Origin of the sequence: Pedobacter hartonius (assembly GCF_900107535.1) — a bacterium.
Taxonomy (GTDB): Bacteria; Bacteroidota; Bacteroidia; order Sphingobacteriales; family Sphingobacteriaceae; genus Pedobacter; species Pedobacter hartonius.
Genome location: NZ_FNRA01000007.1, coordinates 62,850 through 85,792 on the forward strand (window position 1 = coordinate 62,850; position 22,943 = coordinate 85,792).

The 22,943-nt window shown below is 42.6% G+C and carries 23 protein-coding genes; 15 read left to right on the plus strand and 8 right to left on the minus strand.

Annotated features, from left to right (window positions below; genetic code table 11):
• The gene (locus BLW16_RS13310; protein WP_090557380.1) at positions 1-1,149 is read right to left on the minus strand and encodes a DNA polymerase III subunit; all 1,149 of its coding nucleotides are present in this window, start codon (positions 1,147-1,149) and stop codon (positions 1-3) included.
• 39 nt (positions 1,150-1,188) lie between these two features.
• Between BLW16_RS13310 and ruvX the strand changes: the two genes are divergently transcribed.
• From ruvX to BLW16_RS13355, 9 genes are all read left to right on the plus strand, one after another.
• Positions 1,189-1,605 carry a Holliday junction resolvase RuvX gene (gene ruvX, locus BLW16_RS13315; RefSeq protein ID WP_090557381.1) on the plus strand — a complete coding sequence of 139 codons (417 nt, stop codon included), beginning with the start codon at positions 1,189-1,191 and terminating at the stop codon, positions 1,603-1,605.
• A gap of 9 nt (positions 1,606-1,614) precedes the next feature.
• Positions 1,615-2,250 carry an O-methyltransferase gene (locus BLW16_RS13320; protein ID WP_090557383.1) on the plus strand — a complete coding sequence of 212 codons (636 nt, stop codon included), beginning with the start codon at positions 1,615-1,617 and terminating at the stop codon, positions 2,248-2,250.
• Positions 2,251-2,253: 3 nt separating this feature from the next.
• Positions 2,254-2,967, plus strand: coding sequence for a glucosaminidase domain-containing protein (locus BLW16_RS13325; protein ID WP_090557385.1), 714 nt, complete (start codon positions 2,254-2,256; stop codon positions 2,965-2,967).
• Entirely contained in the window at positions 2,967-3,803 is an 837-nt protein-coding gene (locus tag BLW16_RS13330) for a glucosaminidase domain-containing protein (RefSeq protein ID WP_090557386.1), read from the plus strand. The genes BLW16_RS13325 and BLW16_RS13330 overlap by 1 nt, the downstream gene beginning before the upstream one ends.
• Before the next feature lie 48 nt (positions 3,804-3,851).
• On the plus strand, positions 3,852-4,604 hold the full coding sequence (locus BLW16_RS13335) for a hypothetical protein (protein WP_090557388.1): 753 nt from the start codon (positions 3,852-3,854) through the stop codon (positions 4,602-4,604).
• Positions 4,601-4,924 (plus strand): hypothetical protein, encoded by a 324-nt coding sequence (locus BLW16_RS13340; RefSeq protein ID WP_090557390.1) that lies wholly within the window; start codon positions 4,601-4,603, stop codon positions 4,922-4,924. The genes BLW16_RS13335 and BLW16_RS13340 overlap by 4 nt, the downstream gene beginning before the upstream one ends.
• Before the next feature lie 91 nt (positions 4,925-5,015).
• Positions 5,016-6,038, plus strand: a complete 1,023-nt coding sequence (locus BLW16_RS13345) for a DUF3078 domain-containing protein (protein WP_090557392.1) — start codon at positions 5,016-5,018, stop codon at positions 6,036-6,038.
• Between the two features lie 106 nt (positions 6,039-6,144).
• Positions 6,145-7,485, plus strand: a complete 1,341-nt coding sequence (gene ffh / locus BLW16_RS13350) for a signal recognition particle protein (protein ID WP_090557394.1) — start codon at positions 6,145-6,147, stop codon at positions 7,483-7,485.
• A 119-nt stretch (positions 7,486-7,604) separates the two neighbouring features.
• Positions 7,605-9,143, plus strand: coding sequence for a YifB family Mg chelatase-like AAA ATPase (locus BLW16_RS13355; protein WP_090557396.1), 1,539 nt, complete (start codon positions 7,605-7,607; stop codon positions 9,141-9,143).
• A 36-nt stretch (positions 9,144-9,179) separates the two neighbouring features.
• Here the strand turns inward: BLW16_RS13355 and BLW16_RS13360 are convergent, their stop codons facing one another.
• Both BLW16_RS13360 and BLW16_RS13365 read right to left on the minus strand, forming a co-directional pair.
• Complete coding sequence (locus tag BLW16_RS13360; protein ID WP_245735275.1) at positions 9,180-9,491, minus strand: hypothetical protein; 312 nt, start codon at positions 9,489-9,491, stop codon at positions 9,180-9,182.
• A gap of 8 nt (positions 9,492-9,499) precedes the next feature.
• On the minus strand, positions 9,500-10,087 hold the full coding sequence (locus BLW16_RS13365) for a TlpA family protein disulfide reductase (protein WP_090557398.1): 588 nt from the start codon (positions 10,085-10,087) through the stop codon (positions 9,500-9,502).
• A gap of 131 nt (positions 10,088-10,218) precedes the next feature.
• Between BLW16_RS13365 and BLW16_RS13370 the strand changes: the two genes are divergently transcribed.
• A complete protein-coding gene (locus tag BLW16_RS13370) occupies positions 10,219-12,366 on the plus strand; it encodes a S9 family peptidase (protein ID WP_090557400.1) in 2,148 nt (715 codons plus the stop codon).
• 76 nt (positions 12,367-12,442) lie between these two features.
• Here the strand turns inward: BLW16_RS13370 and htpG are convergent, their stop codons facing one another.
• The gene (gene htpG, locus BLW16_RS13375; RefSeq protein WP_217631572.1) at positions 12,443-14,332 is read right to left on the minus strand and encodes a molecular chaperone HtpG; all 1,890 of its coding nucleotides are present in this window, start codon (positions 14,330-14,332) and stop codon (positions 12,443-12,445) included.
• 153 nt (positions 14,333-14,485) lie between these two features.
• On the opposite strand from htpG, the gene BLW16_RS13380 reads away from it, so the two are divergent.
• Positions 14,486-15,715 carry a M16 family metallopeptidase gene (locus BLW16_RS13380; protein ID WP_090557402.1) on the plus strand — a complete coding sequence of 410 codons (1,230 nt, stop codon included), beginning with the start codon at positions 14,486-14,488 and terminating at the stop codon, positions 15,713-15,715.
• A 97-nt stretch (positions 15,716-15,812) separates the two neighbouring features.
• Positions 15,813-16,373, plus strand: a complete 561-nt coding sequence (def, locus tag BLW16_RS13385) for a peptide deformylase (protein ID WP_090557404.1) — start codon at positions 15,813-15,815, stop codon at positions 16,371-16,373.
• On the opposite strand, the gene BLW16_RS13390 is transcribed toward def, so the two are convergent.
• From BLW16_RS13390 to BLW16_RS13400, 3 genes are read right to left on the minus strand one after another with little or no spacing between them, the layout of a single operon-like run.
• Complete coding sequence (locus BLW16_RS13390) at positions 16,370-17,011, minus strand: hypothetical protein (protein ID WP_090557406.1); 642 nt, start codon at positions 17,009-17,011, stop codon at positions 16,370-16,372. The two genes, def and BLW16_RS13390, sit on opposite strands and share 4 nt — an antisense overlap.
• A 55-nt stretch (positions 17,012-17,066) precedes the next feature.
• Positions 17,067-17,312, minus strand: coding sequence for a NifU family protein (locus tag BLW16_RS13395; RefSeq protein WP_090557408.1), 246 nt, complete (start codon positions 17,310-17,312; stop codon positions 17,067-17,069).
• Positions 17,313-17,344: 32 nt separating this feature from the next.
• Positions 17,345-18,421, minus strand: a complete 1,077-nt coding sequence (locus BLW16_RS13400) for an Mrp/NBP35 family ATP-binding protein (RefSeq protein ID WP_090557410.1) — start codon at positions 18,419-18,421, stop codon at positions 17,345-17,347.
• A 250-nt stretch (positions 18,422-18,671) separates the two neighbouring features.
• Between BLW16_RS13400 and BLW16_RS13405 the strand changes: the two genes are divergently transcribed.
• From BLW16_RS13405 to BLW16_RS13415, 3 genes are read left to right on the plus strand one after another with little or no spacing between them, the layout of a single operon-like run.
• Positions 18,672-20,708 carry a transglycosylase domain-containing protein gene (locus BLW16_RS13405; RefSeq protein WP_245735277.1) on the plus strand — a complete coding sequence of 679 codons (2,037 nt, stop codon included), beginning with the start codon at positions 18,672-18,674 and terminating at the stop codon, positions 20,706-20,708.
• 12 nt (positions 20,709-20,720) lie between these two features.
• Entirely contained in the window at positions 20,721-21,281 is a 561-nt protein-coding gene (gene hpt / locus BLW16_RS13410; RefSeq protein ID WP_090557414.1) for a hypoxanthine phosphoribosyltransferase, read from the plus strand.
• Positions 21,282-21,328: 47 nt separating this feature from the next.
• The gene (locus BLW16_RS13415) at positions 21,329-21,988 is read left to right on the plus strand and encodes a phosphatidylserine decarboxylase family protein (RefSeq protein ID WP_090557416.1); all 660 of its coding nucleotides are present in this window, start codon (positions 21,329-21,331) and stop codon (positions 21,986-21,988) included.
• Between the two features lie 568 nt (positions 21,989-22,556).
• Here BLW16_RS13415 and rplS read toward each other — a convergent pair.
• The gene (gene rplS, locus BLW16_RS13425) at positions 22,557-22,904 is read right to left on the minus strand and encodes a 50S ribosomal protein L19 (protein ID WP_008241658.1); all 348 of its coding nucleotides are present in this window, start codon (positions 22,902-22,904) and stop codon (positions 22,557-22,559) included.
• Between the last annotated feature and the right edge of the window lie 39 nt (positions 22,905-22,943).

The window sequence follows — 22,943 nt, forward strand, 5'->3', positions numbered from 1 at the left end:
CTAATTGTATATATATTGAGTCCCTTTCGGGAGCGTTTTAAACTTAATAATTTTTACCAATTGTAAAGATACATCTAAAAATAGTATTTTAGGGTTTGCATTCCGCTCTATATGGTAATGTGCTTGTTCCAACTCCGAAATAATTGCCGCGGCCATATTCAGGTCAAGCACATGTTTACTGAGCTTCCTTGCGGTATCAAGCGTCCTTAAAGGCAGTTTTACCAGGCTATTTGTTCCGCTAAGGATCAGACTGCACTCCCTCAAAAAACTAATTCCATACTTTAAAAAATTCTTTTGATTTTCCCTTCCCCAGCTCGCTGCCTGATCTACAAATGTCACCAGGTCCAGCCCCCTGTTGCCGTATCCCATCCTTAACCATTCGGCAAAGATCTCAGCATTGTCATTGTGTGCCTGGGCAGCCAGTGATTTTGCCTCGATCAGATTTCCGTCGGCAAGAAAGCTATAGGTCGCCGCCTGCTCCTCCGCAAGATTATGCTTCGACATCAGGTAGTCTTCTATTGTTTCGCCCGGAAGTTTCGGGATCTTCACGATCTGCGTTCTGGACAACAGCGTAGACAGGATATGCTCCTGGTTATTGGCCACCAGCAGGAACAGTGTATTTGCGGGCGGTTCCTCAATAATCTTAAGTAAGGAGTTCCCCTCCTTTTCCAGGTATTCAGGCAGCCACATGATCAGCACCTTTGTTTCGGCCTCGAAGGCTTTATAACTCAGCTTCTTAATAATATCATGGCACTCCGCGATGTTGATGTTTGCCTGTTTATTATCTGCACTCAGCCGCGACCTCCAGATATCCAGGTCCACATACGGATCAGCCAGCAGCATCGATCTCCATTCTTCCAAAACATCTACAGCAATTTTAACATCTTTCGAAGCAAAGAAAGGATAAGAAAAATGCAGGTCGGGATGGATATATCTTTCGTACTTGCGACAGGAAGAACATACCCCACAACTGTCTGTAGCGGTTTTATCTAAACAGTTGATATATTGTGCATAAGCGATAGCAAGAGGCAAAGATCCGGTGCCTTCCGCAGAGAGAAATAACTGGGCATGACTGACCCTGTTTTCAGCAACTGTCTGTACCAGCTGCCGCTTGATTTCTTCCTGTCCGATGATCTCTTTAAACTGCATTTGGTGCAAAATAGTAAATTTATAACAATCTTTGCAGCTATGGCCCGTATTATCGCATTTGATTATGGTACCAAACGTATCGGCATTGCCGTTACCGATCCCCTGCAGATTATTGCTACAGGGCTGGATACCGTACACCCAAAAGATATTATCGATTATTTAAAAAAATACCTGCTTACGGAGCCGGTAGAGGCTTTTGTAATTGGAAATCCAAAACAGATGGACGGTTCGCCCTCAGAATCTGCACAACATGTAAAAGGCTTTTCCACGCTGCTCAAAAAGAGCTTTCCGCAGGTTCCCCAGTATTGGATAGATGAACGGTTTACCTCTAAACTGGCGCATGAAGCCATCCTTCAAAGCGGACTTAAAAAGCAGGACAGAAGAAATAAAGAAAGGGTAGATACCATCGCCGCCACGATCATTTTACAATATTTCATGGAAGAACACCGTTTATAATAAAATTAGATGAGCCTGATCAAAGACGACTTACAAGATTTACTGTTAAAATTCTGCGAACCCGAAGATGGGTTGCTGCAGCGGATAGACAGGGAAACACACCTCAAAGTTCTGATGCCCAGAATGCTGTCGGGCCATTACCAGGGCCGCGTACTTAGTATGCTCAGCAAGCTTATCAAACCAAGGCGAATTCTTGAAATTGGTACATTTACCGGATATGCCACGTTATGCCTCGCGGAAGGCCTGGCCGACGACGGTATGCTTTACACTTTAGATATTAATGAAGAGCTGGAAGACAGGGTCCGCGGTTATTTTGCCGAATCGCCCTATGGCTCAAAAATAAAATATATCCTGGGTGATGCTACCCGGACAGTAAATGATTTAAACGAAGTTTTTGACGTCGTTTTTATTGATGCTGATAAAAAAAATAACGGGACCTACTACGACCTTATCTTTGACAGGGTAAGACCGGGAGGACTCATTATTGTAGACAACGTCTTGTGGAGCGGGAAGATACTCACGAACCAGCAAGACAAAGACACCAGAAATATTAGTACATTTAATGATAAGGTTGCAGCAGATGACAGGACAGAGAAACTAATCCTGCCCGTTCGGGATGGCTTGTTTATCATCAGAAAAAAGTAGAACATGAATTTAAAAACCCTATTGCTCACCTGGTTGGGCATTATTTTACTGGGCCAGACCGCCCAAAGCCAGACCGTTCAGGATTATGTTGAAGAACACACAGATCATGCCCGGGAACTAATGAAAGAATATGATGTACCAGCAAGCGTAATATTAGCCGTCGCCATTCATGAATCAGCCGCTGGCAAAAGTAAAGTAGCCCGCCACCTGAATAACCATTTTGGCATCAAAGGTTCTAACAGCAATACTGACATCAGCTCATCTTACCGCGATTACGAAAATGCGGATGAATCCTATGATAATTTTGTTGAGGTATTACAGAACACCTCTTCCTTCAATAAGCTGTTCGATAAGTATGACCAGTACGACTATGCCGGCTGGGCCAGGGGAATTCAGCGCGGGGGATATGCCGCCAGCAGGACCTGGGCGAAGCAGGTGATCGCAATTATTGATAAATATGAACTGTACCAGTATGATGACAGGCCTGCTGATTATGTAGAGCCGGTAAAGGTTGTTCCTGATGCCCTCAAAAAAACTTATAGCCGCTCCCGCAGCCATCAGCGCCATCACCGTACTGCCGCAAGAACCTATACTGTTAGAAAAGGCGATAACCTGAACAGGCTGGCCGAATCACATGGTACATCCGCCACGGCATTGATGCGTAAAAACGGATTGAAAAGATCAGCCCTGCAACCAGGCCAGAAAATAAGATTTTAATGAAGAAATTACTTATACCAATAGCCATTGCCATTGTTTTTCTCGCCTCATGTAAGTCGAGAAAATACCATAGGAACAATAAGCAGATTGAAAGTGCTGCAAATAAGGCGAATCCTAATTTCACAGACTTTACTACACTCAGCTATATTGAGGCCTTTAAAGGTGTGGCTATTGAAGAAATGAATACCTATGGAATTCCTGCAAGCATCACCCTTGCCCAGGGAATTATAGAATCCGGAAGCGGAAACAGCAGCCTTGCGAAATATGCAAACAACCATTTCGGGATAAAATGTACCTCAGAATGGAAAGGTAAAGCCTATTATAAGGATGATGATAAAAGTAATGATTGCTTCAGGGTGTACAAAGACGCCAGGGAGTCTTATAAAGACCACTCCGAGTTTTTAAAGAGAAAACGCTACGGCGCCCTGTTTGAACTGGACAAGAATGACTATGTGAACTGGGCAAAAGGATTGAGACAGGCAGGGTATGCTACCAATCCTAAATATCCGGATATGCTCATCAATACCATTGAGAAGTACCAGCTGCACCAGTATGATCAGCCGGAATCGGAACCCGATAAGATCAAACGCGAGGACAGGGTGTTTACACAGATCAATGCTAATATTCCAAAAGAAACCAAGAAATTTGAACCAGTGGAAACCCCGCCTTCAAAACAGGTGATCAATACTACAGATCCGAACTATATTGTTCAGAAGGGCGATACACTGTATAATATTGCCAAAAGATTTAACATGACCGTCGATGATCTGAAATCGCTCAATAACCTTACAGACGAGGGAATAAAGATTGGGCAGAAGCTTGTAGTAGTTAAATAATGTTAATATCGCCGTTTTAGCTGCGCCTATTTGTAATTTTGCTGGTCAATGAAACTGTTTATCCTGCTATTTTTTATTTCCGTATGTGCCGGATCCGCTGTAGCTCAGAACAGACCTGTAAAAGGATTTGTTATAGACAGAGAATCCAAGCAGCGCCTGGCTAAAGTATATATTTACAATTCTCATAATGATGAAGGACTATACAATAACAATAAAGGCGAATTTTCAACCCAGGCATCCGTTGGGGATACGCTTTTTGCAGCCCTCCAGGGATATGGCGTAGATACATTGGTCTACAAAGGAAATAATGCGATCTTCTTTCAGCTAAGACCTTTGGCTATACAGCTCAGAGAGGTATCTATTCTGGGCAGTTCTGTAACACCCAGGGAACGTTATGACCAAACACTGAGGGACTATAAATATGCAACTGACAGGGGCAGCTCCAAAGATCTTCTTAATCTGAATTCCAGGGGTGCAGGCCTTGGAATCGATGCGATCTATAATCTGCTGAGCAGAAAAGGACGTAATGCCAGGCACCTGCAGGAAATACTGGAAAGAGATTATAAGGAGCAGGTGATCGATTACAGGTATAATGCTGCCTTTGTAGGCAGGGCTTTGAGGATCAAAGGCTTTGAACTGGAGGATTATATGCAGCAATACCGCCCAAGCTACGATTTTGTGCTGATGGCTTCGGACTATGCATTTATCGTCTACCTCAGAAACAATTATGCTTCCTATAAGCGGAACCCGCGTGCCCTGCGACTGAAACCCCTGCCGCAAATAAAAATCGATAATTTATGAGATACTGGCCGCTAATCTGGAAGAGACTCCCTGCAGCCGCCATGGCACTCTTTCCTTTCATGATCTTTAAAGACCCGCAGCAAAAAAACAATCCTCTGCTGATCAACCATGAAAAGATACATTTCCAGCAGCAGCTGGAATTACTGATCATTCCGTTTTATGTCTTATACCTGCTCAATTACCTGATTAACCTCATCAGGTTTAAAAACCGTTCAAAAGCCTATTTTAATATCTGTTTTGAAAAAGAGGCTTACGCAAATGACAGAAATATAAATTATCTGCAGAACAGGGGACTATATTCCTGGATAAAGTTCTTATAAAACAGCTTTTTTCAATTTATAATCCTTTTAGTACGAATATTTTTATACCATTTTAGAGTCTGGTAAGAACATTTTTCTTTTCTTTGTAACAATGAGAGGTTTATACGCAAGTTTATTATTATTATTTGCCGTTTCAACACAGGCTGTTGCGCAGGAAGTAGATTCAATTCCCGTTAATATCCGGGATATGGATCTTAAACTAAAAAAAAGCCCGCTTCCTACTTTAAGAGGGAATATCATCTTCAAGCCTGTGGAAATAAATCCGGTGGTGATCAGTTCTAAAGTGAATTACTGGAGAACATCAACTTCGATAGGTATCAACTTCAACCAGGCATCATTCAGTAACAACTGGACAGGCGGTGGGGTAAACTCACTTGCCGTTGGGGGTTTGGTAAACTATAAGGCAGACTATGTAAAGGATAATTATAGTTACTCCAGTGAGCTGAACCTTCAGTATGGAAAAATAAAGAATAAGGACCAGTTACAAAAGAAAACTACTGACCGTATCTTCTGGGATAATAAGGTAGCCTTCCAATTGTCCAGAACCTGGTATTTCTACGGTGCCTTAACCTTTGAATCTCAGTTCGACAATGGATTTTCGTACGATACCGATCCATTTGGGAACGAAAGAGCAACGATCATTTCTAAATTCATGTCTCCGGGTTACCTGACAGAATCTGTCGGTTTGGAGTATAAGCCGGTTAAATATTTCTCTACAAGGATTGGTCTGGGAACTGCAAAGCAGACTTTCGTGCTGGCAAATGATGAAATTACTGCCGCTGCCAGGGCCAGGGATTCCTCGGCCGTGATCACCGATAATTATGGTGTGCCGGTAGGTGACACCTTTAAAAATGAAGCGGCATTCCAGATCACTGCAAATTTAGATAAGGATATCATGCCTAATGTGAACCTGAAAGCAAGATATAATCTTTTTCTGCCATATAACCAGATCAACTATACTTCCCACCGTCTCGATGTAACACTTACTGCAAAGGTTAACCGCCTGATCAATGTCTCTATTACAGGCGTTGGGTTATATGACAGGAACATTACGGCAAAAATACAGGGAAGCCAGACCTTAGCCCTGGGATTCGGCTTTGTATTCCCGCGCTAAACAGCCAATACATCAGATTTTAATGTTTGATTGTTATTAAAAATGTTTGCAACTTTGTATACCACTACTATTACAGATTAAGTAATTGACTATCAATTAATAAAACATGTTTGAGAATTTACAGGATAAACTAGACCGTGCGTTTAAAGTTCTAAAAGGACAAGGAAGCATTTCAGAGATCAACGTGGCGGAGACCATGAAGGAAATTCGTAAAGCTTTACTGGATGCCGACGTAAATTATAAGACTGCCAAAACCTTTACGGATGAAGTGAAGGAAAAAGCACTTGGCCTTAACGTGCTTACGGCAGTGTCTCCGGGACAATTGCTGACGAAAGTAATGAATGATGAGCTGACCGCTTTAATGGGCGGCGAGGTCACCGAATTAGATCTTAAAACAAATCCCACAATCATACTAATCGCCGGCCTCAATGGTGCGGGTAAAACTACCTTTTCAGGAAAACTGGCAAACTATCTGAAAAGTAAAGGCAAGAAGCCTTTACTGGTTGCAGGCGACGTATATCGCCCTGCTGCGATAGATCAGCTGCAGATATTAGGTGAACAGATTGGCGTACCCGTGTTTGCAAACAAAGATTCTAAAGATCCGGTAGCAATCGCACTGGAAGGGATTGCGCAGGGTAAGAAAGACAATAACAATGTCATCATCATAGATACGGCCGGTCGATTAGCGATTGATGAGCAGATGATGAATGAGATTGCAGATGTTAAACTACATACTAAACCGCATGAAATCCTGTTCGTTGTTGATGCCATGACCGGACAGGATGCGGTTAATACGGCAAAAGCTTTTAACGACAGGCTTGATTTTACCGGTGTTGTGCTAACAAAATTAGACGGTGATACCCGTGGTGGTGCAGCCCTGTCCATCAAATCCGTGGTAAACAAACCAATTAAGTTTGTAGGTACCGGTGAGAAAATGGAGGCCCTGGATGTTTTCTACCCGGACAGGATGGCTTCGCGTATCCTTGGTATGGGTGACGTTGTTTCCCTGGTTGAACGTGCACAAGAGCAGTTTGACGAGAAGGAAGCGGCTGAACTGCAGAAAAAGATCCGTAAGAATAAGTTTGATTTTAACGACTTCTATAATCAGATCCAGCAGATCAAGAAAATGGGAAACATGAAAGACCTGATGGGCATGATTCCCGGCGTGAGCAAAATGATGAAAAATGTAGAGATTGAAGATGATGCTTTCAAAAATGTGGAGGCCATCATTCAATCGATGACAAAATATGAGCGCGAAAACCCCGATAGCATTCAGCAAAGCAGACGCCTGCGTATTGCCAAGGGATCAGGCAATAAGATCGAAGAGGTAACAAAGCTCATCAAACAGTTTGAAGATATGCGCAAGGTGATGAAACAATTCTCCAATCCAGCTGCCGCTGCGAAGATGATGCGTGGAATGCCTAAAATGCCACAGGGAAGGATGTAGTTCTTCCTCCTAAACAAAAAAGATCCCGGCCTTTAAAGGCCGGGATCTTTTTTGTTTATTATTTAAATTAACAAATAAATTAATATTGAGTTAAATTAGCGGTCAGTTTATAAACTAATATGCTAATCAAAACTTACGGAAGCGCCCTTTTTGGCGTAGATGCCCTTACAATAACCATTGAAGTGAGCATTGGAAGCGGCAACAAATACCATATCGTCGGACTACCGGATAACGCGGTGAAAGAAAGCCTGAGAAGAATCGAAAGTGCTATTCAGGCCTCCGGACTGAGAATGCCCAGGCAGAAGATTGTAGTGAACCTTTCCCCTGCGGCAATAAAAAAGGAAGGGGCTGCATATGACCTGCCAATCGCTATAGGCATATTAGCCGCTTCAGGACAAATTCTTTCGCGGCTGACAGATCAATTTATGATTGCGGGAGAACTCTCTCTGGACGGAGGAATACAGCCCGTAAAGGGTGCCCTCCCCATTGCCATACAAGCAAGGCTGATGGGCCTTAAAGGTTTTATCCTGCCGGCCGATAATTCAAGAGAAGCTGCAGTAGTGGAGAATTTGCTCGTCTATGGCATGCGCAGTTTGACAGAGGTGATCGCATTCTTCAATGAAAAAGAATCTTTTGAACCCATAGTGGTGAGCACTAAAAATGGGTTCTTAAAAAATCTGAACCGCTATGACAACGATTTCTCTGATGTCAGAGGGCAGGAAAACATCAAACGTGCACTGGAAATAGCGGCGGCCGGCGGCCATAACGTGATCCTTATTGGCCCTCCTGGCGCAGGAAAGACTATGCTCGCGAAACGGCTGCCTACAATTCTGCCCCCACTAAATCTGCAGGAAGCCCTGGAGACTACCAAGATCCATTCCGTAGCCGGTAGATTAAGTATATCAGATGCCCTGATGACGGAACGGCCATACCGCAGCCCGCATCACAGTATTTCCGATATTGCATTGGTTGGTGGAGGAACGAACCCGCAGCCAGGCGAGATTTCACTTGCACATAATGGTGTACTCTTCCTGGATGAACTGCCTGAGTTTAAAAGGAGCGTCCTTGAGGTAATGCGACAGCCCCTGGAAGACCGCAAGGTAACGATATCAAGAGCACGCTCCAGTGTAGAGTATCCGGCAAGCTTTATGCTGATCGCCTCAATGAACCCCTGCCCCTGTGGCTTTTATAACCATCCGGAAAAAGAATGCTGCTGCCCGCCCGGGGCTGTACAAAAGTACCTCAGTAAGATCTCCGGGCCACTGATCGACAGGATAGACCTCCATGTAGAAGTTACACCTGTAGATTTCAATCAGCTGTCTTCCCTGGGGCCTGCAGAAAAAAGTGCCGTTATCAGGGAAAGAGTGATCTTAGCGAGGGATATACAGGATACCCGTTTCCGGGATCATCCCCACTTACATTATAATGCGCAAATGAACTCGAATATGGTCAGGGAAATTTGCCGGATCAATGATGACGGGCGTACGCTGATCAAAAAAGCGATGGAGAGGCTGAGTTTATCCGCACGTGCGTATGACAGGATCTTAAAGGTTTCCCGTACAATCGCCGATCTTGAAGGAAGCAGCGGTATTGAACTAGAACATTTTGCTGAAGCGATACATTACCGGAGCCTTGACAGGGATAACTGGGCTGGTTAACAAACAGTGCTTCGCATTACCGACTTTCCCGCAATGTTATTCCTCTTCTTCTGCTTCCTCGTCGTCCTCTTCAACCTCCGGAACGTAGGCCATGATCTCTTTACCTATGGCATTGATCTCTTCATTTTCTTCAAAAAGCGGTAAAGCGGTCTCAGGATCGAGCTTAAGCCAAGTCGATTCAGTATCTTTTTGAATCTGCGCATACTCCTTTCCATCCTTAAAAACTACATAGGTATCGTTTCCTTCAGGAAATATAGCGTAGTCAGTATCTCCAATCGTAATATCAAATGGTTCCTGCATAATATAGTTCTTATCAAACAAAACCCATCCTATTTGGGCTTTGGGCATCAAATATACTAATTCGTAGTTTTTAGCCTGTTAATAAATGCGATAAATTTCGGGCTGCCGTAATTTGCGGCGCCCGCTTCATGGTAGGCAATACGCCCCTGTTTGTCAAAAACTACTGTAGTCGGTAAAGAGCCCTGGAATAAAATCTCAGGCATTTCACTGGCAATAGCATATACGGGCAAGCCGAATTTCTTCCGGTTCATAAATTTCTGCGATTTAACCAGATTCCCGTCTGCATCTGCAAGGATAAACACCACGTCATTATCGTTCCCGAATTTTTCATACAGCTTGTTTACAGCTGGCATTTCTGCCAGGCAGGGCGGGCACCATGTTGCCCAGAAATTTAAAAAAATGATTTTACCTTTTAAATCACCAAGGTCAACGATCTTCCCATTGATATCTTTAAACTGTATGCCTGAAAGATCACTTACAGGTAGCCTGCCGGCTGAGGCTTCTGATGTATCTGGCGAAAAGAAACCTGCTTTGATTAACCCTTTCAGTAACATCGCCTTTGCTGAAGGCACAAATAGCAGCACGAGGAAAAGTATAATTAAGGCAGTATTAAATATATTTTTTATATTAAGTATTCTCTTCATATCCCAACATCATTTCCTAAAATAAATCCTATTTTGCAATATTCAGTAAACAGCCGGATTGAACATAAGTACCCGGAACAGGCTCAAATGAGACCGTTTTATCAGAAAATTGACATCATAATTAATCTGTAATGAAGCGAATTATTCCGGTTGTACTTTTGCTAAGCTTAACTGTAGCCTGTAAAAACAAAGATACGCAAATGAAAAAATATAAATGGCCGGATGTTAAAGCTCCGGTAGCAGATGTTATCCCCAAACAAAGGATCATACACGGAGATACCGTAACGGATAACTATTACTGGATGATCGATTATTTCAGCAAGGGGCCGGAAAGCACCAGGACTATAGGTTATCTGAAAGCAGAGAACACCTACCTCGACCAAATGATGAGTGGCACGAACACCTTGCAAAGCGCTCTTTTCAAGGAAATGAAAAGCCGGGTCAAAGAAAAGGATGAATCTGTTCCGGTATTCAAAAATGGATATTTCTATTATTCCAGAACAGAAGAAGGTAAGGAGTATTCAAAATACTGCCGTAAAAAAGGCAGCCTCGAAGCAAAGGAAGAGGTTTTACTGGATATTGATGAACTGGCAAAAGGACAGGCCTATTACTCGGCCAGGGGCTATAGCATCAGTCCTGATAACAAACTACTGGCTTACGGGGTAGATAATGTATCCAGGAGACAGTATACGATATTTGTTAAAAACCTTGAAACGGGAGAATTAACAGCGGATGCCATTCCCAATACTGAAGGAGACCCGGTATGGGCAGCTGACAACAGGACATTATTCTATACTGCAAAAAACCCCGTTACGCTTTTAAGCGAAAAGATCCGGAAACACCGCCTTGGGAACGATGCTTCAGAAGATCCGGTAGTGTACGAAGAGAAAGACAAATCGAATTATATCGGAGTAGAAAGATCCAAATCAGGCAAGTACATATTTATCTATTCTTCAGCCACACTGTCCTCTGAAGCAAGAATGATCCATGCAGATCAGCCGGATGCTGAATTCAAAATCTTCCAGCCAAGAACGAAAGAGGTTCTGTATACAATTGTTCCCCTGGCTGACAAATTTCTTATTGTAACCAACTGGAAGGCAAAGAACTTCCGTTTAATGGAGTGTCCGCCCGATCAGACCGAAAAAGAGCACTGGAAAGAAGTGATCGCCCACCGCAAAGATGTGCTGCTGGAAGAAGTAGAAGAATTTAAAGATTTCCTGGTGATATCGGAGCGGAAAAACGGCCTTGCCCAACTGCGTATACATAACCTCAGCGGAACAGAACATTATATAGATTTCGGCGAGCCTGCATATACCGCAGCAGCAGGCTCAAATCCCGAATATAACAGCAAAACATTCCGTTATATTTATACGTCAATGACCACCCCTGTATCCGTTTATGATTACGATATGGAAAGCGGGTCTAAAACCTTAATGAAACAGCAGGATGTAGTAGGCGGATATAACAGAGAGGAATATACAACCGAACGCCTGTATGCCACAGCTAAGGACGGTACCCGCATTCCTATATCGCTGGTGTATAAAAACGAGCTTAAAAAAGACGGTAGTGCCCCTTTACTGCTGTATGCCTACGGCTCGTATGGGCATAGTATGGATGCCTCTTTTTCCGGTAATAACCTGAGCCTGCTGAACAGGGGCTTCGTATTCGCCATTGCGCATATCCGTGGTGGACAGGAAATGGGCAGGCAGTGGTATGAAGACGGAAAGCTGATGAAGAAAATGAATACTTTTACCGATTTTATTGATTGCGGTAAATTCCTCATCAGCGAAAAATATACCAGTGCTGAACATTTATATGCGCAGGGTGGCAGTGCCGGAGGCATGTTGATGGGCGCTATAATTAACCTTCAGCCTGATCTCTGGCATGGGGTAATTGCCCAGGTACCATTTGTAGATGTGGTAAATACCATGCTTGACGAGAGCATCCCACTGACTACAAATGAGTTTGATGAATGGGGAAATCCAAAAAATGCCGATGCTTATCATTACATGAAAAGTTATTCGCCTTATGAAAATATAGAAAAGAAAGCTTACCCAAATCTTCTGGTTACAACAGGCTTGCATGACAGCCAGGTTCAATATTTTGAACCAGCAAAATGGGTAGCCAAACTTCGCGCCAGCAAAACAGATCAAAACCTATTACTGCTTAAAACAGACATGGACTTTGGCCATGGCGGGGCATCCGGAAGATTTGATTACCTGAAAGATATAGCCCTGAACTACGCTTTCCTGCTAAGCCTGGAAGGGATTAGTAAGTAAAATCATTAAATATAAAGCCTGCAGGGAGCTCCTGCAGGCTTTATCAATATAGGGCTGTTGTTGCTCTCTGATATATTTAGATCAGCTCTACACTTCGGTTAACAAAAGCGGTTAACTCTGCACCGGTAAGCATTCCCTGAGAAAGCAGGGCCAGGTCTACGGCTTGTTTGGCCAGCGCACCCTGCTCAGCAGCATCTTCTGTTTGCAAAATGCGGTTAACCAGTTTATGGTTTCCATTGATAGCCACTTTGTAGCTGTCAGGAAGATTACCATAAAAGCTCATTCCACCACCCATTTGTGCCATATCTTTCATCCGGCGCATAAATTCGTCCATGGTTACTGTAACAGGAAATTCTTCAGGATGAAGACCTACAATTTCAACCTGGAAGCCAGGTTTAACAATAGCTTTTTCAAAAACTTCTTTCACTTTTGCGGACTGCTCTTCTGTAAGCACAGATTCTACAGAATCATCTTTCTCAATAAGTTTGCTTGCCACACTGGAATCAACACGCTTTAATAAGGTTTTGTCAAGCTTCTGCTCTAATGAACTTACAAAGTGATTGTCTATTGCAGAATTCATCAGCAATACATCGTAATCTTTTTTGCCGGTCGACTGGATAAAACTATCCTGTTTGGCGGGGTCATTCGTATAGATATAAACCACCTGGCCATTTTTGTCGGTTTGAACAGGCGCCACCTTTTCACGGTATTCTTCCAGCGTATAATGTTCGTTCTTCGTATTGGTCAATAAAGCGAAATCTTTTGCTTTATCATAGAACTTCTCTTCACTTACCATTCCGTATTTCACGAAAAGACCGATATCGCCCCATTTCTCTTCATATGATTTGCGGTCTTTATTGAAAAGTTCGTGCAGTTTATCCGCTACTTTTTTTGTGATATAACTGTTGATCTTTTTAACATTGCTGTCCGCCTGTAAAAAGCTTCTTGAAACATTCAGCGGAATATCCGGTGAATCGATCACCCCGTGTAACAGCATCAGGAATTCAGGGACAATATCTTTTACCTCGTCAGTAATAAACACCTGGCGGCTGAACAACTTGATTTTGTTGCGCTGCATATCGAAATCATTCTTCACTTTCGGGAAGTACAATACTCCTGTTAAGTTGAACGGATAATCTACGTTCAGGTGGATCCAGAAAAGAGGATCTTCAGAAAAAGGGTATAATTGTTTGTAGAAGTCCAGGTAATCCTGGTCTGACAAATCTGCAGGTGCCTTTGTCCAGATCGGCGCTGTTGTATTGATGATATTATCTACCTCTACAGCAACAGTTTTTGGTTTCCCTTCTTCATCTTCTCCGTCGGGCTCTTGTGTAGTCTTCGTACCAAACTTGATAGGAACAGGCAGGAATTTACCATATTTATCAAGGATCTCTTCTATTTTATGTTTGCTCAGGAACTCTTCAGACTCCGCATTGATATGAAGAATGATATCGGTACCACGCGTAGTACGTGATCCTTCTGAGATTTCGTATGAGGTACTTCCATCACACACCCAACGTGCCGGTTCTGCACCATCCTGGTAAGATAAGGTTTGTATTTCAACCAGATCAGCTACCATGAAAGCAGAATAGAAGCCTAACCCAAATTTACCAATGATCTCATTGGCATCTTTAGCATCCTTAAACTTCTCAACAAATTCACTTGCACCTGAAAAGGCCACCTGATTGATATATTTTTTGATCTCCTCAGCTGTCATTCCCAGTCCGCTGTCACTGATCGTGATGGTCTTCTTTTCTTCATCAAGCGCTACTTCAACAAAAGTATCCCCAAGTTCACCGTTAAACTGTCCTAAGGCAGCTAAACGTTTGATTTTTTGTACCGCATCAACCGCATTTGAAACCAGTTCACGCAGAAATATCTCATTGTCTGAGTAAAGGAATTTCTTAATAATAGGAAAAATGTTTTCGGTATGTATGGAAATACTCCCTTTTTCTTCTATGCTCATATGTTAACTCATTTTTAAGTACATCACACACCTATCAAGGGATGTTCCAAATTGATTTTAGTTGTCAAATTGACAGTAAATTAGATTAACCAAATCAGAATCGAAAGAATATTACAATAGGGTAGCAAAGTTCTTCTGTATCTTTGTTACCCAATGGAATACAATGTACATACTTTGCCTAATGGCATCCGCTTACTTCATGTGCCTTCTGCATCAGCGATATCTCATGCCTGTATCATTATCAATAGTGGTTCCAGGGATGAAAATGAATCACAGTCGGGACTTGCACATTTTATTGAGCATTTGATATTTAAGCGTACAGAAAAGAGAAATACAAACCAGATCCTGAACAGGCTGGAAAGCGTTGGCGCCGATCTGAACGCTTATACGACTAAAGAATATACCTGCATTCATGCATCTTTCCTGCATCCCTACCTGGACCGTACACTGGAACTATTTAACGATATCGTGTTTCATTCCACCTTCCCGGAAGATGAAATGGAAAAGGAAAAAGGCGTAATCCTGGACGAGATTGCCTCTTATCTGGATCAGCCGGAAGAAGCAATCTATGATGATTTTGAGGATCTTGTGTTTGCCAGCCATCCCCTGGGAAGGAATATTCTGGGCACTACAGATAGCGTAAATGGCCTTAGTCAGCAGGATATCAAAGATTTCATCTCTGCCAATTACCAGACCGATAAAATCGTAATTGCTGTTCTGGGTAACTATACCCTGTCCAAAGCCGTTAATATATTTACGAAATACTACGCTGAGATTCCTGAGAACCATCAGCAAGCCAACAGGACTGCACCGGAAAAAGCCCAGTTGGTCATCCGCACGGACGAAAAACCAATCATGCAGGCGCATACAATGATCGGCTCACAGGCATATTCCCTGCACCACCCCTTCAAAACCGGACTGCTGCTGCTGAACAACCTTTTGTGTGGCACCGGGATGAGCTCTATCCTTAACCTTCAGATCAGGGAAAGGCACGGTATCGCCTATAGTATTGAATCCGGATACAGCCCCTTAAGTGATACGGGCATCTTCACCGTTTATTTTGGTACCGACAAAGAGAAAGTAGACAGGGCATTGTCCCTGATCTATAAAGAATTTAAAAAGGTCAGGGAAAACCCACTGACTGAAGTCCAGCTTCAGAAGGCAAAAAATAAATTTATCGGACAAATCGCGCTGGGAGAGGAAAACAGGATCGGACTGATCATCTCTATGGCCAAAAGCCTGATTGACTACAATAAGATTGATGACCTCGAGACTGTTTTCAGAAAAATAGAAGCCGTAAGCACAGATGATATGGCCCAAATTTCCACTGAAATACTGGATGAGAAAAATTTGAGCATCTTAACCTTTTACCCTTTAGGCTAATATTCGTACTTTTGTTTCTTTAGCTACCCTGGTGGGAAAGCTGAAGAGGATATAATGAATGTTTAGGCCTATAAATGGCCGTTAAAATTATTAACAGATGAAACTACCAATTGTAGCTTACGGTGATCCGGTTTTAAGGAAGTTATGTGTAAACATTGACGAGAATTACCCGGACTTACAAAAACTGATCAGCGACATGTTTGATACGATGTACGCGGCAAGCGGCGTTGGGCTGGCAGCTCCCCAGGTTGGATTACCAATAAGATTATTCATAGCGGATACTGGCGAGGATGAAGAGGGCAACCAGGGTTTTAAAAGAGTGTTTATCAACGCAACTATTCTTGAAGAGACCGGAGAGCCTTGGGGCTTCGTAGAGGGCTGCCTGAGTATTCCGGAAATCAGGGAAGAGGTCATGCGCAAACCCAATGTTCGTGTCCAATATTATGACGAAAACTGGGAGTTGCATGAAGAAGAACTTACTGGAATGCCGGCAAGAGTAGTACAACATGAATATGACCATATCCAGGGCAAGTTATTCACCGATACCCTAAGCCTGTTGCGTAAGAGAATGCTGAAATCAAAGCTTGATTCGATCTCTAAGGGAGATATCCGTGCTGAGTATAAAATGAAATTCCCGCAGCAGCGCAAAAAGCGCTAGTTGCTGTTCTGCCTACTTTTATCGCCGTTAAAAATTTGCTGCATCAATTTACCCCAGGCAAAAGGGTTGAGTAAAGGATTACCCTGCACCAGATTCCGGTTCAGCTCTCTCTCCTGGTCTATCCGGAAATTGCTGCCGGAAATCTCACCGGCATCACGGGGAAGATCACGGATCATCCCATGAATTGACCGCCCGGAAAGGTTCTTCCTGGCAATCTCCATATCGTCATCGGCAATCTTTAAAGCAAGAAAGTCTTTCGTGAACTCTTCAACAGTTGCCCATGGATAGATCCGTACGGCAGGAAGATAAACGATCTCAGATTTCATCTTTACCATCTCCGTGTATTTAGCATCCTTAACAGCTAAAGGAATGACGATGGTCTTATCAGTATAACCGATAGCATTATAAACCAGCGTATCGCCCGGATGGGCTACAAATGAGAAAAACCCTTTGTAGTTTGCTCCGTAACGCTGTTCTTTATTGGATTTATTGGTTATCGTTACATATGGAACGACAAAATTACTGTCCACGTCCGTGATGATACCTGAAAATTGAATCAATTTTTTCCCGGCAGGAGCCCGCTGTGCAAACAGCCCTGCTGTAAAAAAAAAGAAGATCAGTGTGAAAGTGTATTTCATCGGACAAAAATAGCTGTAATTGATACAGTGGCTAGTTAAATATTGTTAAAAGGGTCTAAACCGGCTCCGACAAATTAATAGCCTCAACAGCGGTTATTTCCGGTACAGCTTTCATAATAGCCTGTTCAATTCCAGCCTTCATTGTCATAAAGCTCATCTTGCAGGTTCCGCAGTTCCCCAATAATTTTAGTTTAACTACATGATCTGATGTAATCTCTTCTATAGCGACATCTCCCCCGTCTGCAATCAGATAAGGGCGGATGGTTTCTAATGCCTTTTCAACTTGTTGTATAATATCCATGATATATTTTAAAATATAAATTTAGTAATTTTTTAGCAATTTGCAGGTTGTGCATTATTAATTGACACTTGCTGCGCAATCTTACCTGCAATTTCAGCAAAGGCTGCAGCCATTTTACTCTCTTTATCCAGTGCAATTGGCGTACCATTATCTCCACCTTCGGTAATTCCCTGAACGATAGGGATTTCGCCCAAAAAAGGCACCCCAAATGCGGTTGCAAGAGCTTTACCGCCGTCCCTGCCGAAAATATAGTACCTGTTATCAGGAAGTTCTTCGGGCGTAAAATAGGCCATATTCTCAATTACTCCCAATACAGGAATATTTATGCTCGGCATTTTGAACATTGCGAGCCCTTTTCTTGTATCCGCAAGTGCAACCTGTTGTGGTGTGGTAACGATTACCGCTCCCGCAATCGGGAAACTTTGCGTGATGGTAATATGGATATCGCCGGTTCCCGGCGGAAGGTCCACGATCAGGTAATCCAGCTCACCCCAGTCCGCGTCATTAAACAATTGTTTGATCGCATTTGAAGCCATCGGTCCGCGCCAGGGCACAGGCTGGTCAGGATCAGCAAAGAAACCGAGCGACAATAGCTTGATCCCGTATTTTTCTATAGGAAGAATCAATGTTTTGCCCTCTGATGTTTCCCTTGCGCTGGGTTTTGCCCCTACCAGGCCAAACATGGTGGGCACCGAAGGCCCATAAATATCGGCATCAATTAATCCTACCTTAGCCCCGTCTGCCGCTAATGTTACGGCAAGGTTGCTGGCCACCGTTGATTTTCCTACTCCTCCTTTACCAGAAGAAACCAGAATAATATTTTTTATAGCGGCCAATTGGGTAGTATCAGTTGGTTTGGTCACCCTTGAAGTAATGTTTATATGTATCTCTGCATCCTGGGCAACAAAATATTTGATCGCATTCAAACACGCATTTTTCAGCATGTCTTTCATCGGGCATGCAGGGGTGGTGAGTTCCAGGGTAAAACTTATTTTTTTATCTACAATCGTCAGCTCCTTAATCATATTCAATGTCACCAGATCCTTTTTAAAATCAGGGTCTTCGACATTTCTCAGAGCTGCCAAAACTTGTTCGCTGCTAATTTCCATTGCTCAAAATTAACAAAAGCAGCGTACAATTAATTGATTTTAGGCTTTTTAAGTGTAATTTTAACACGAAATAAACATTTGCATTTAACGTTAAGCAACTAAACATCTATTTTACAGCATGCATCTTCCAAAAATAAACATCCCTAAAAAATACATCAAAGCTGGTGCATGGGTTTCAGGGGTTCTGCTTCTCGCTTTCATCATATTAGGTTCCATTGCTTATAGCAAAAGGGAAGCACTACTTCAAAAAATGATGGCTAGAGCTATCAAAAAAGCTGATACAGACTATGGTCTGGATGTGAAAATCGGCCAAGCGGGATTTAGCGGGCTGAGTACTGTCTATATGAAAAACATCTCCGTTGTTCCTAAAGACCGTGATACTTTGACTACCATATCAGACATTACTATCGGGGTAAAACTCTTCCCTCTGCTCTTTGGTAACGTAAATATCGCAGAACTGAAACTCAATACAGGAAGATTAAATATAGTGCTGAAGGATAGTCTTACCAATCTGGATTTCATCCTAAAAAGGAAAAAGAAGGACAATCCTGAAAATAAGACCAAAACAGACCTGAGTGAACTTGCCCACGACCTGCTGAACCAGGTGCTTGACAAGATTCCGGAAGACATGGAGATGAAAAATCTGCTGTTCACTTTAAATGATAACGATACCGCTAAACTAAGCCTCCTCACCACCACGGCAACAATAGATGGCGGTGAACTGAAATCTACCATTCTTGTAAACTACAATGAATCTACCTGGCATGTTAATGGAAAGATAAAGCCCTCTAAACAGCAGATGGATGTGCTCTTCTTTGCAGACAATAAAAAGGTTGAGCTACCATACCTGGAAAGAAAAATCCATGCGAAACTGAGCTTCGACACCATCAGAACAGAGTTGAAAAACGCGGATTACAGCGGTGATAATTTTAAGATCACAGGCTCGTGGTCAATCAAAAATCTTTTGATCAACCATCCCAAGATTGCGGCAAATGACATTATTGTCAGGAATGCCAAAATTGATGCTGACCTGCTGATCGGGTCAAATTTTGTTGCCCTCGACAGTACCACTACTGTATTTCTGAAAGACGCAGCCATTCACCCGTATCTGAAATACACCTTGTCGCCGAATAAGATCTATGAAGTAAAACTCCATGCAGATGAGCAGGACGCGCAGGCAATGATCAATGCCTTCCCTGTCGGACTTTTTGAGTCGCTTGAAGGACTGCAGGTGAAAGGAAAAGTTAAGTACGACCTTAATTTTTATCTGGACAGCAGTACGCCAGACAGCCTGAAATTTAACTCTACACTTACACCGTACGACTTTAAAATTGTCAAACTCGGAAAAACAGACCTGCAGAAGATCAACAGCGTTTTTGTTTACACGCCTTACGAACGCGGAAAGCCGATGCGCGATATCACCATAGGGCCATCCAATCCGAATTATACGCCGCTCTCTGAGATTTCCAGTAATTTTAAAAACGCATTGCTGACTTCAGAGGATCCTTCCTTTTTCACACACCATGGATTCGTTGAAGAATCGATCCGCAAATCATTCGTCATCAATTTCAAGAAGAAAAAATTTGTGCGGGGCGGCAGTACCATCTCCATGCAGCTGGTTAAAAATGTGTTTTTAAGCAGGAATAAAACGCTGGCGCGCAAGGCAGAGGAAATTCTCATCGTCTGGCTGATTGAAAATAACAGCCTGATCAGCAAGCAGCGAATGCTGGAAGTATATTTCAACATCATCGAGATGGGAAGAAATATTTATGGTATTGGGGAAGCCTCCAGGCAGTATTTCGGAAAGAGCCCCTCAGAACTGAATATTGGAGAAGGAATATTTTTAGCCAATATCGTACCCAACCCTAAAATAGCCATGTTCAAATTCCAGGGTGATGGAAGCCTTAAAGATTACATGCTTCCTTATTTCAGGTACATGGGCAGAATTATGGCCAGACGCGGATTAACTCCTGCAGATACCAGCGGTTATGGCTTTTATGATGTAAGATTACGCGAGGGTTTACGCCAGTACCTGTTGCCGGATTCGGCTAAAGTTGATACCTCGGCCTTTGACTCTGATGCAGAGAGCACAGCACCACCTGTCAACATGCAGGATGAATCGAAGAATCTATTCGACAGGCTATTTGGCAGATCTAAAAAGGATAAAGACACTACAGCCAGGAATTTAGGACTGCAGGACTCCCTGAAGAAATCAAAAAAAGACTTGCGAAGGGAACGCCGTGAAAAGCGCCGGTTGGAAAAAGAGAAAGAAAAGCTTACAAATTAACTTCAAAAAGGGATGAAGAATACAATTGAAGTTGGGGATAAGCAATTCGGGTTGTTTATAGAGAACGATAGTATCGCAAAACGTACACGGCTGATCGGGCTGGAAATCAATGCTGATTACGAAGGCCGCTGCCCGGTATTTATTGGTGTACTAAACGGAAGCTTCCTTTTTATGGGAGACCTGCTAAAGGAAGTGGACCTCTCGTGTGAGGTTGGCTTTATCAGGGTGTCTTCCTATGAAGGAACGGAGAGCAGCGGAGCAATCAAAGAAGTCTTTGGGATCTCTAATAACCTGAAAGACCGGGATGTGATCCTCGTTGAAGATATTGTAGATACAGGTTTTACGTTAAAATTTATTTTAGAAAAGATGTACCAGCAGCAACCGGCTTCCGTCCGTATATGTACATTGTTATATAAACCTGCGTCTATTCAAACACCAATCGAAGAGCTTGAATATATCGGTTTTGAAATACCAAACGAATTTGTAGTAGGTTATGGATTAGATTACAATGGGTTAGGCAGGAATCTGAAAGATATCTACCGTGTCAGCCCTGATCACATTTCCTTACCCTGATTCCCGTAAATTTTTCACAAATTTGCAGAAACATATTTTATACCTAAATGACAATACATAAAGAAGGTTATACGACTATAGCAGTTTCATTGCTTTTCATTTTTATACTGAACGCTATAATTGATTATAGATTTGCGGACGTCGTATGGTTAAGATGGGCGGCTTACATTGCCTCATTTGCACTATTTATTATTGTTCTCCAATTTTTCAGAAACCCATCCAGGAATTTTATAAACGGGAATAACCTCGTGATCTGCCCTGCCGATGGTAAGGTCGTGGTGATCGAAGAAACACTGGAAGGTGAATATTTTAAGGATAAAAGATTACAGGTATCTATATTTATGTCACCTGTAAATGTGCATATCAATAGAAATCCCATTTCCGGAGTTGTCAAGTTTTTCAAATACCATCCCGGAAAATATCTTGCAGCATGGAATCCTAAATCATCTACCGAAAATGAGCGCACTACAGTAGTTGTAGAGCATGCAAACGGAACACCTGTACTGTTTAGGCAAATCGCCGGTGCGTTGGCGAGACGGATCGTATGGTACGTTAAAGAAGGCGATGTTGTAGAGCAGAGCAAAGAGTTCGGCTTTATTAAATTTGGCTCCAGGGTAGATATATTTTTACCTTTGGGTACCAAGATCAATCTGGAGCTGAATCAGGTAGTGAAGGGCGGGATTACGGTACTGGCTGAACTTGCATAAGATCTTCTCTTACACAAACGCATAATTGTATCTTATTCCTCATTCCCTGTTTGGAACTTAATCGCCTGGTTAGAGATCTTCTGGCTTCGCTGAAAAAAATGAGTTCTGGGTTTGATGCTGTCTACCGCTGAAGCGCGCTAGAAGGCATCAAACCCAGAACTCATTTTTTTTTGAGTTTATCCAATTGCAGGGTGCTTAAGCATAAGTGCAAGGCAGGGTGATCAGAAAACGAATAGGCGCTCATTAAGCATTAGAATCCTTAAAAGGATCCGCCCATTGAACATCCTATGCGCCAAATGATACCCTATAAGCACCATTACATGGTCAGCTTTACATAGTAACCATTGCATAGGCATCAAGCTTATGCACCCTGCCCTGGATGCCCCCCAGGAGAAACTGTTTTAAAAAAGGTAATAGTGTTTGGATGCCCAGCGTCGTTGAGCGCAGCGAGACTATGCAGCAACCAAACACTATTACCTTTTTTTTCAAACCCGATGATCCACCGAATTTTTCCAAACAAAAAAGCCTCCCCGATGATATCGGGAAGGCTTGTATATTTTTGAGGTAATTAAACTCTTTTAGATTTGATACGAGCTGCTTTACCAGTTAATTCACGAAGATAGAACAATTTAGCTCTACGCACTTTACCGTGACTGTTAACTTCAATTTTAGCAATGTTTGGGGAATTGATTGGGAAGATACGCTCTACACCAACACCGTTAGACATTTTACGAACTGTAAAAGTCTCATTAGCTCCTACGCTGTTACGTTGTAAGACCACGCCTTGGTAAATTTGAATACGTTCTTTATTACCTTCGCGAATTTTATAGTGAACACTCACTGTATCTCCTGATTTGAATGCAGGAAACTCGTTCTTTGCGATTACCTGCTCTTCAACAAATTTTACTAAATCCATGATTTTAAGCTATTAAGCCGACTTTTTGTTGTTTAAAAT

Coding starts and splice junctions, on each gene's coding strand:
- BLW16_RS13365 (WP_090557398.1), bottom strand. CDS start 10,087: ATGAAGAGAATACTTAATATAAAAAATATATTTAATACTGCCTTAATT.
- BLW16_RS13335 (WP_090557388.1), top strand. CDS start 3,852: ATGAAACTGTTTATCCTGCTATTTTTTATTTCCGTATGTGCCGGATCC.
- BLW16_RS13340 (WP_090557390.1), top strand. CDS start 4,601: ATGAGATACTGGCCGCTAATCTGGAAGAGACTCCCTGCAGCCGCCATG.
- BLW16_RS13330 (WP_090557386.1), top strand. CDS start 2,967: ATGAAGAAATTACTTATACCAATAGCCATTGCCATTGTTTTTCTCGCC.
- BLW16_RS13325 (WP_090557385.1), top strand. CDS start 2,254: ATGAATTTAAAAACCCTATTGCTCACCTGGTTGGGCATTATTTTACTG.
- ffh (WP_090557394.1), top strand. CDS start 6,145: ATGTTTGAGAATTTACAGGATAAACTAGACCGTGCGTTTAAAGTTCTA.
- rplS (WP_008241658.1), bottom strand. CDS start 22,904: ATGGATTTAGTAAAATTTGTTGAAGAGCAGGTAATCGCAAAGAACGAG.
- BLW16_RS13310 (WP_090557380.1), bottom strand. CDS start 1,149: ATGCAGTTTAAAGAGATCATCGGACAGGAAGAAATCAAGCGGCAGCTG.
- BLW16_RS13405 (WP_245735277.1), top strand. CDS start 18,672: ATGATGGCTAGAGCTATCAAAAAAGCTGATACAGACTATGGTCTGGAT.
- BLW16_RS13415 (WP_090557416.1), top strand. CDS start 21,329: ATGACAATACATAAAGAAGGTTATACGACTATAGCAGTTTCATTGCTT.
- BLW16_RS13345 (WP_090557392.1), top strand. CDS start 5,016: ATGAGAGGTTTATACGCAAGTTTATTATTATTATTTGCCGTTTCAACA.
- BLW16_RS13395 (WP_090557408.1), bottom strand. CDS start 17,312: ATGGATATTATACAACAAGTTGAAAAGGCATTAGAAACCATCCGCCCT.
- BLW16_RS13370 (WP_090557400.1), top strand. CDS start 10,219: ATGAAGCGAATTATTCCGGTTGTACTTTTGCTAAGCTTAACTGTAGCC.
- hpt (WP_090557414.1), top strand. CDS start 20,721: ATGAAGAATACAATTGAAGTTGGGGATAAGCAATTCGGGTTGTTTATA.
- BLW16_RS13380 (WP_090557402.1), top strand. CDS start 14,486: ATGGAATACAATGTACATACTTTGCCTAATGGCATCCGCTTACTTCAT.
- BLW16_RS13355 (WP_090557396.1), top strand. CDS start 7,605: ATGCTAATCAAAACTTACGGAAGCGCCCTTTTTGGCGTAGATGCCCTT.
- BLW16_RS13320 (WP_090557383.1), top strand. CDS start 1,615: ATGAGCCTGATCAAAGACGACTTACAAGATTTACTGTTAAAATTCTGC.
- htpG (WP_217631572.1), bottom strand. CDS start 14,332: ATGAGCATAGAAGAAAAAGGGAGTATTTCCATACATACCGAAAACATT.
- BLW16_RS13390 (WP_090557406.1), bottom strand. CDS start 17,011: ATGAAATACACTTTCACACTGATCTTCTTTTTTTTTACAGCAGGGCTG.
- ruvX (WP_090557381.1), top strand. CDS start 1,189: ATGGCCCGTATTATCGCATTTGATTATGGTACCAAACGTATCGGCATT.
- BLW16_RS13360 (WP_245735275.1), bottom strand. CDS start 9,491: ATGCCCAAAGCCCAAATAGGATGGGTTTTGTTTGATAAGAACTATATT.
- def (WP_090557404.1), top strand. CDS start 15,813: ATGAAACTACCAATTGTAGCTTACGGTGATCCGGTTTTAAGGAAGTTA.
- BLW16_RS13400 (WP_090557410.1), bottom strand. CDS start 18,421: ATGGAAATTAGCAGCGAACAAGTTTTGGCAGCTCTGAGAAATGTCGAA.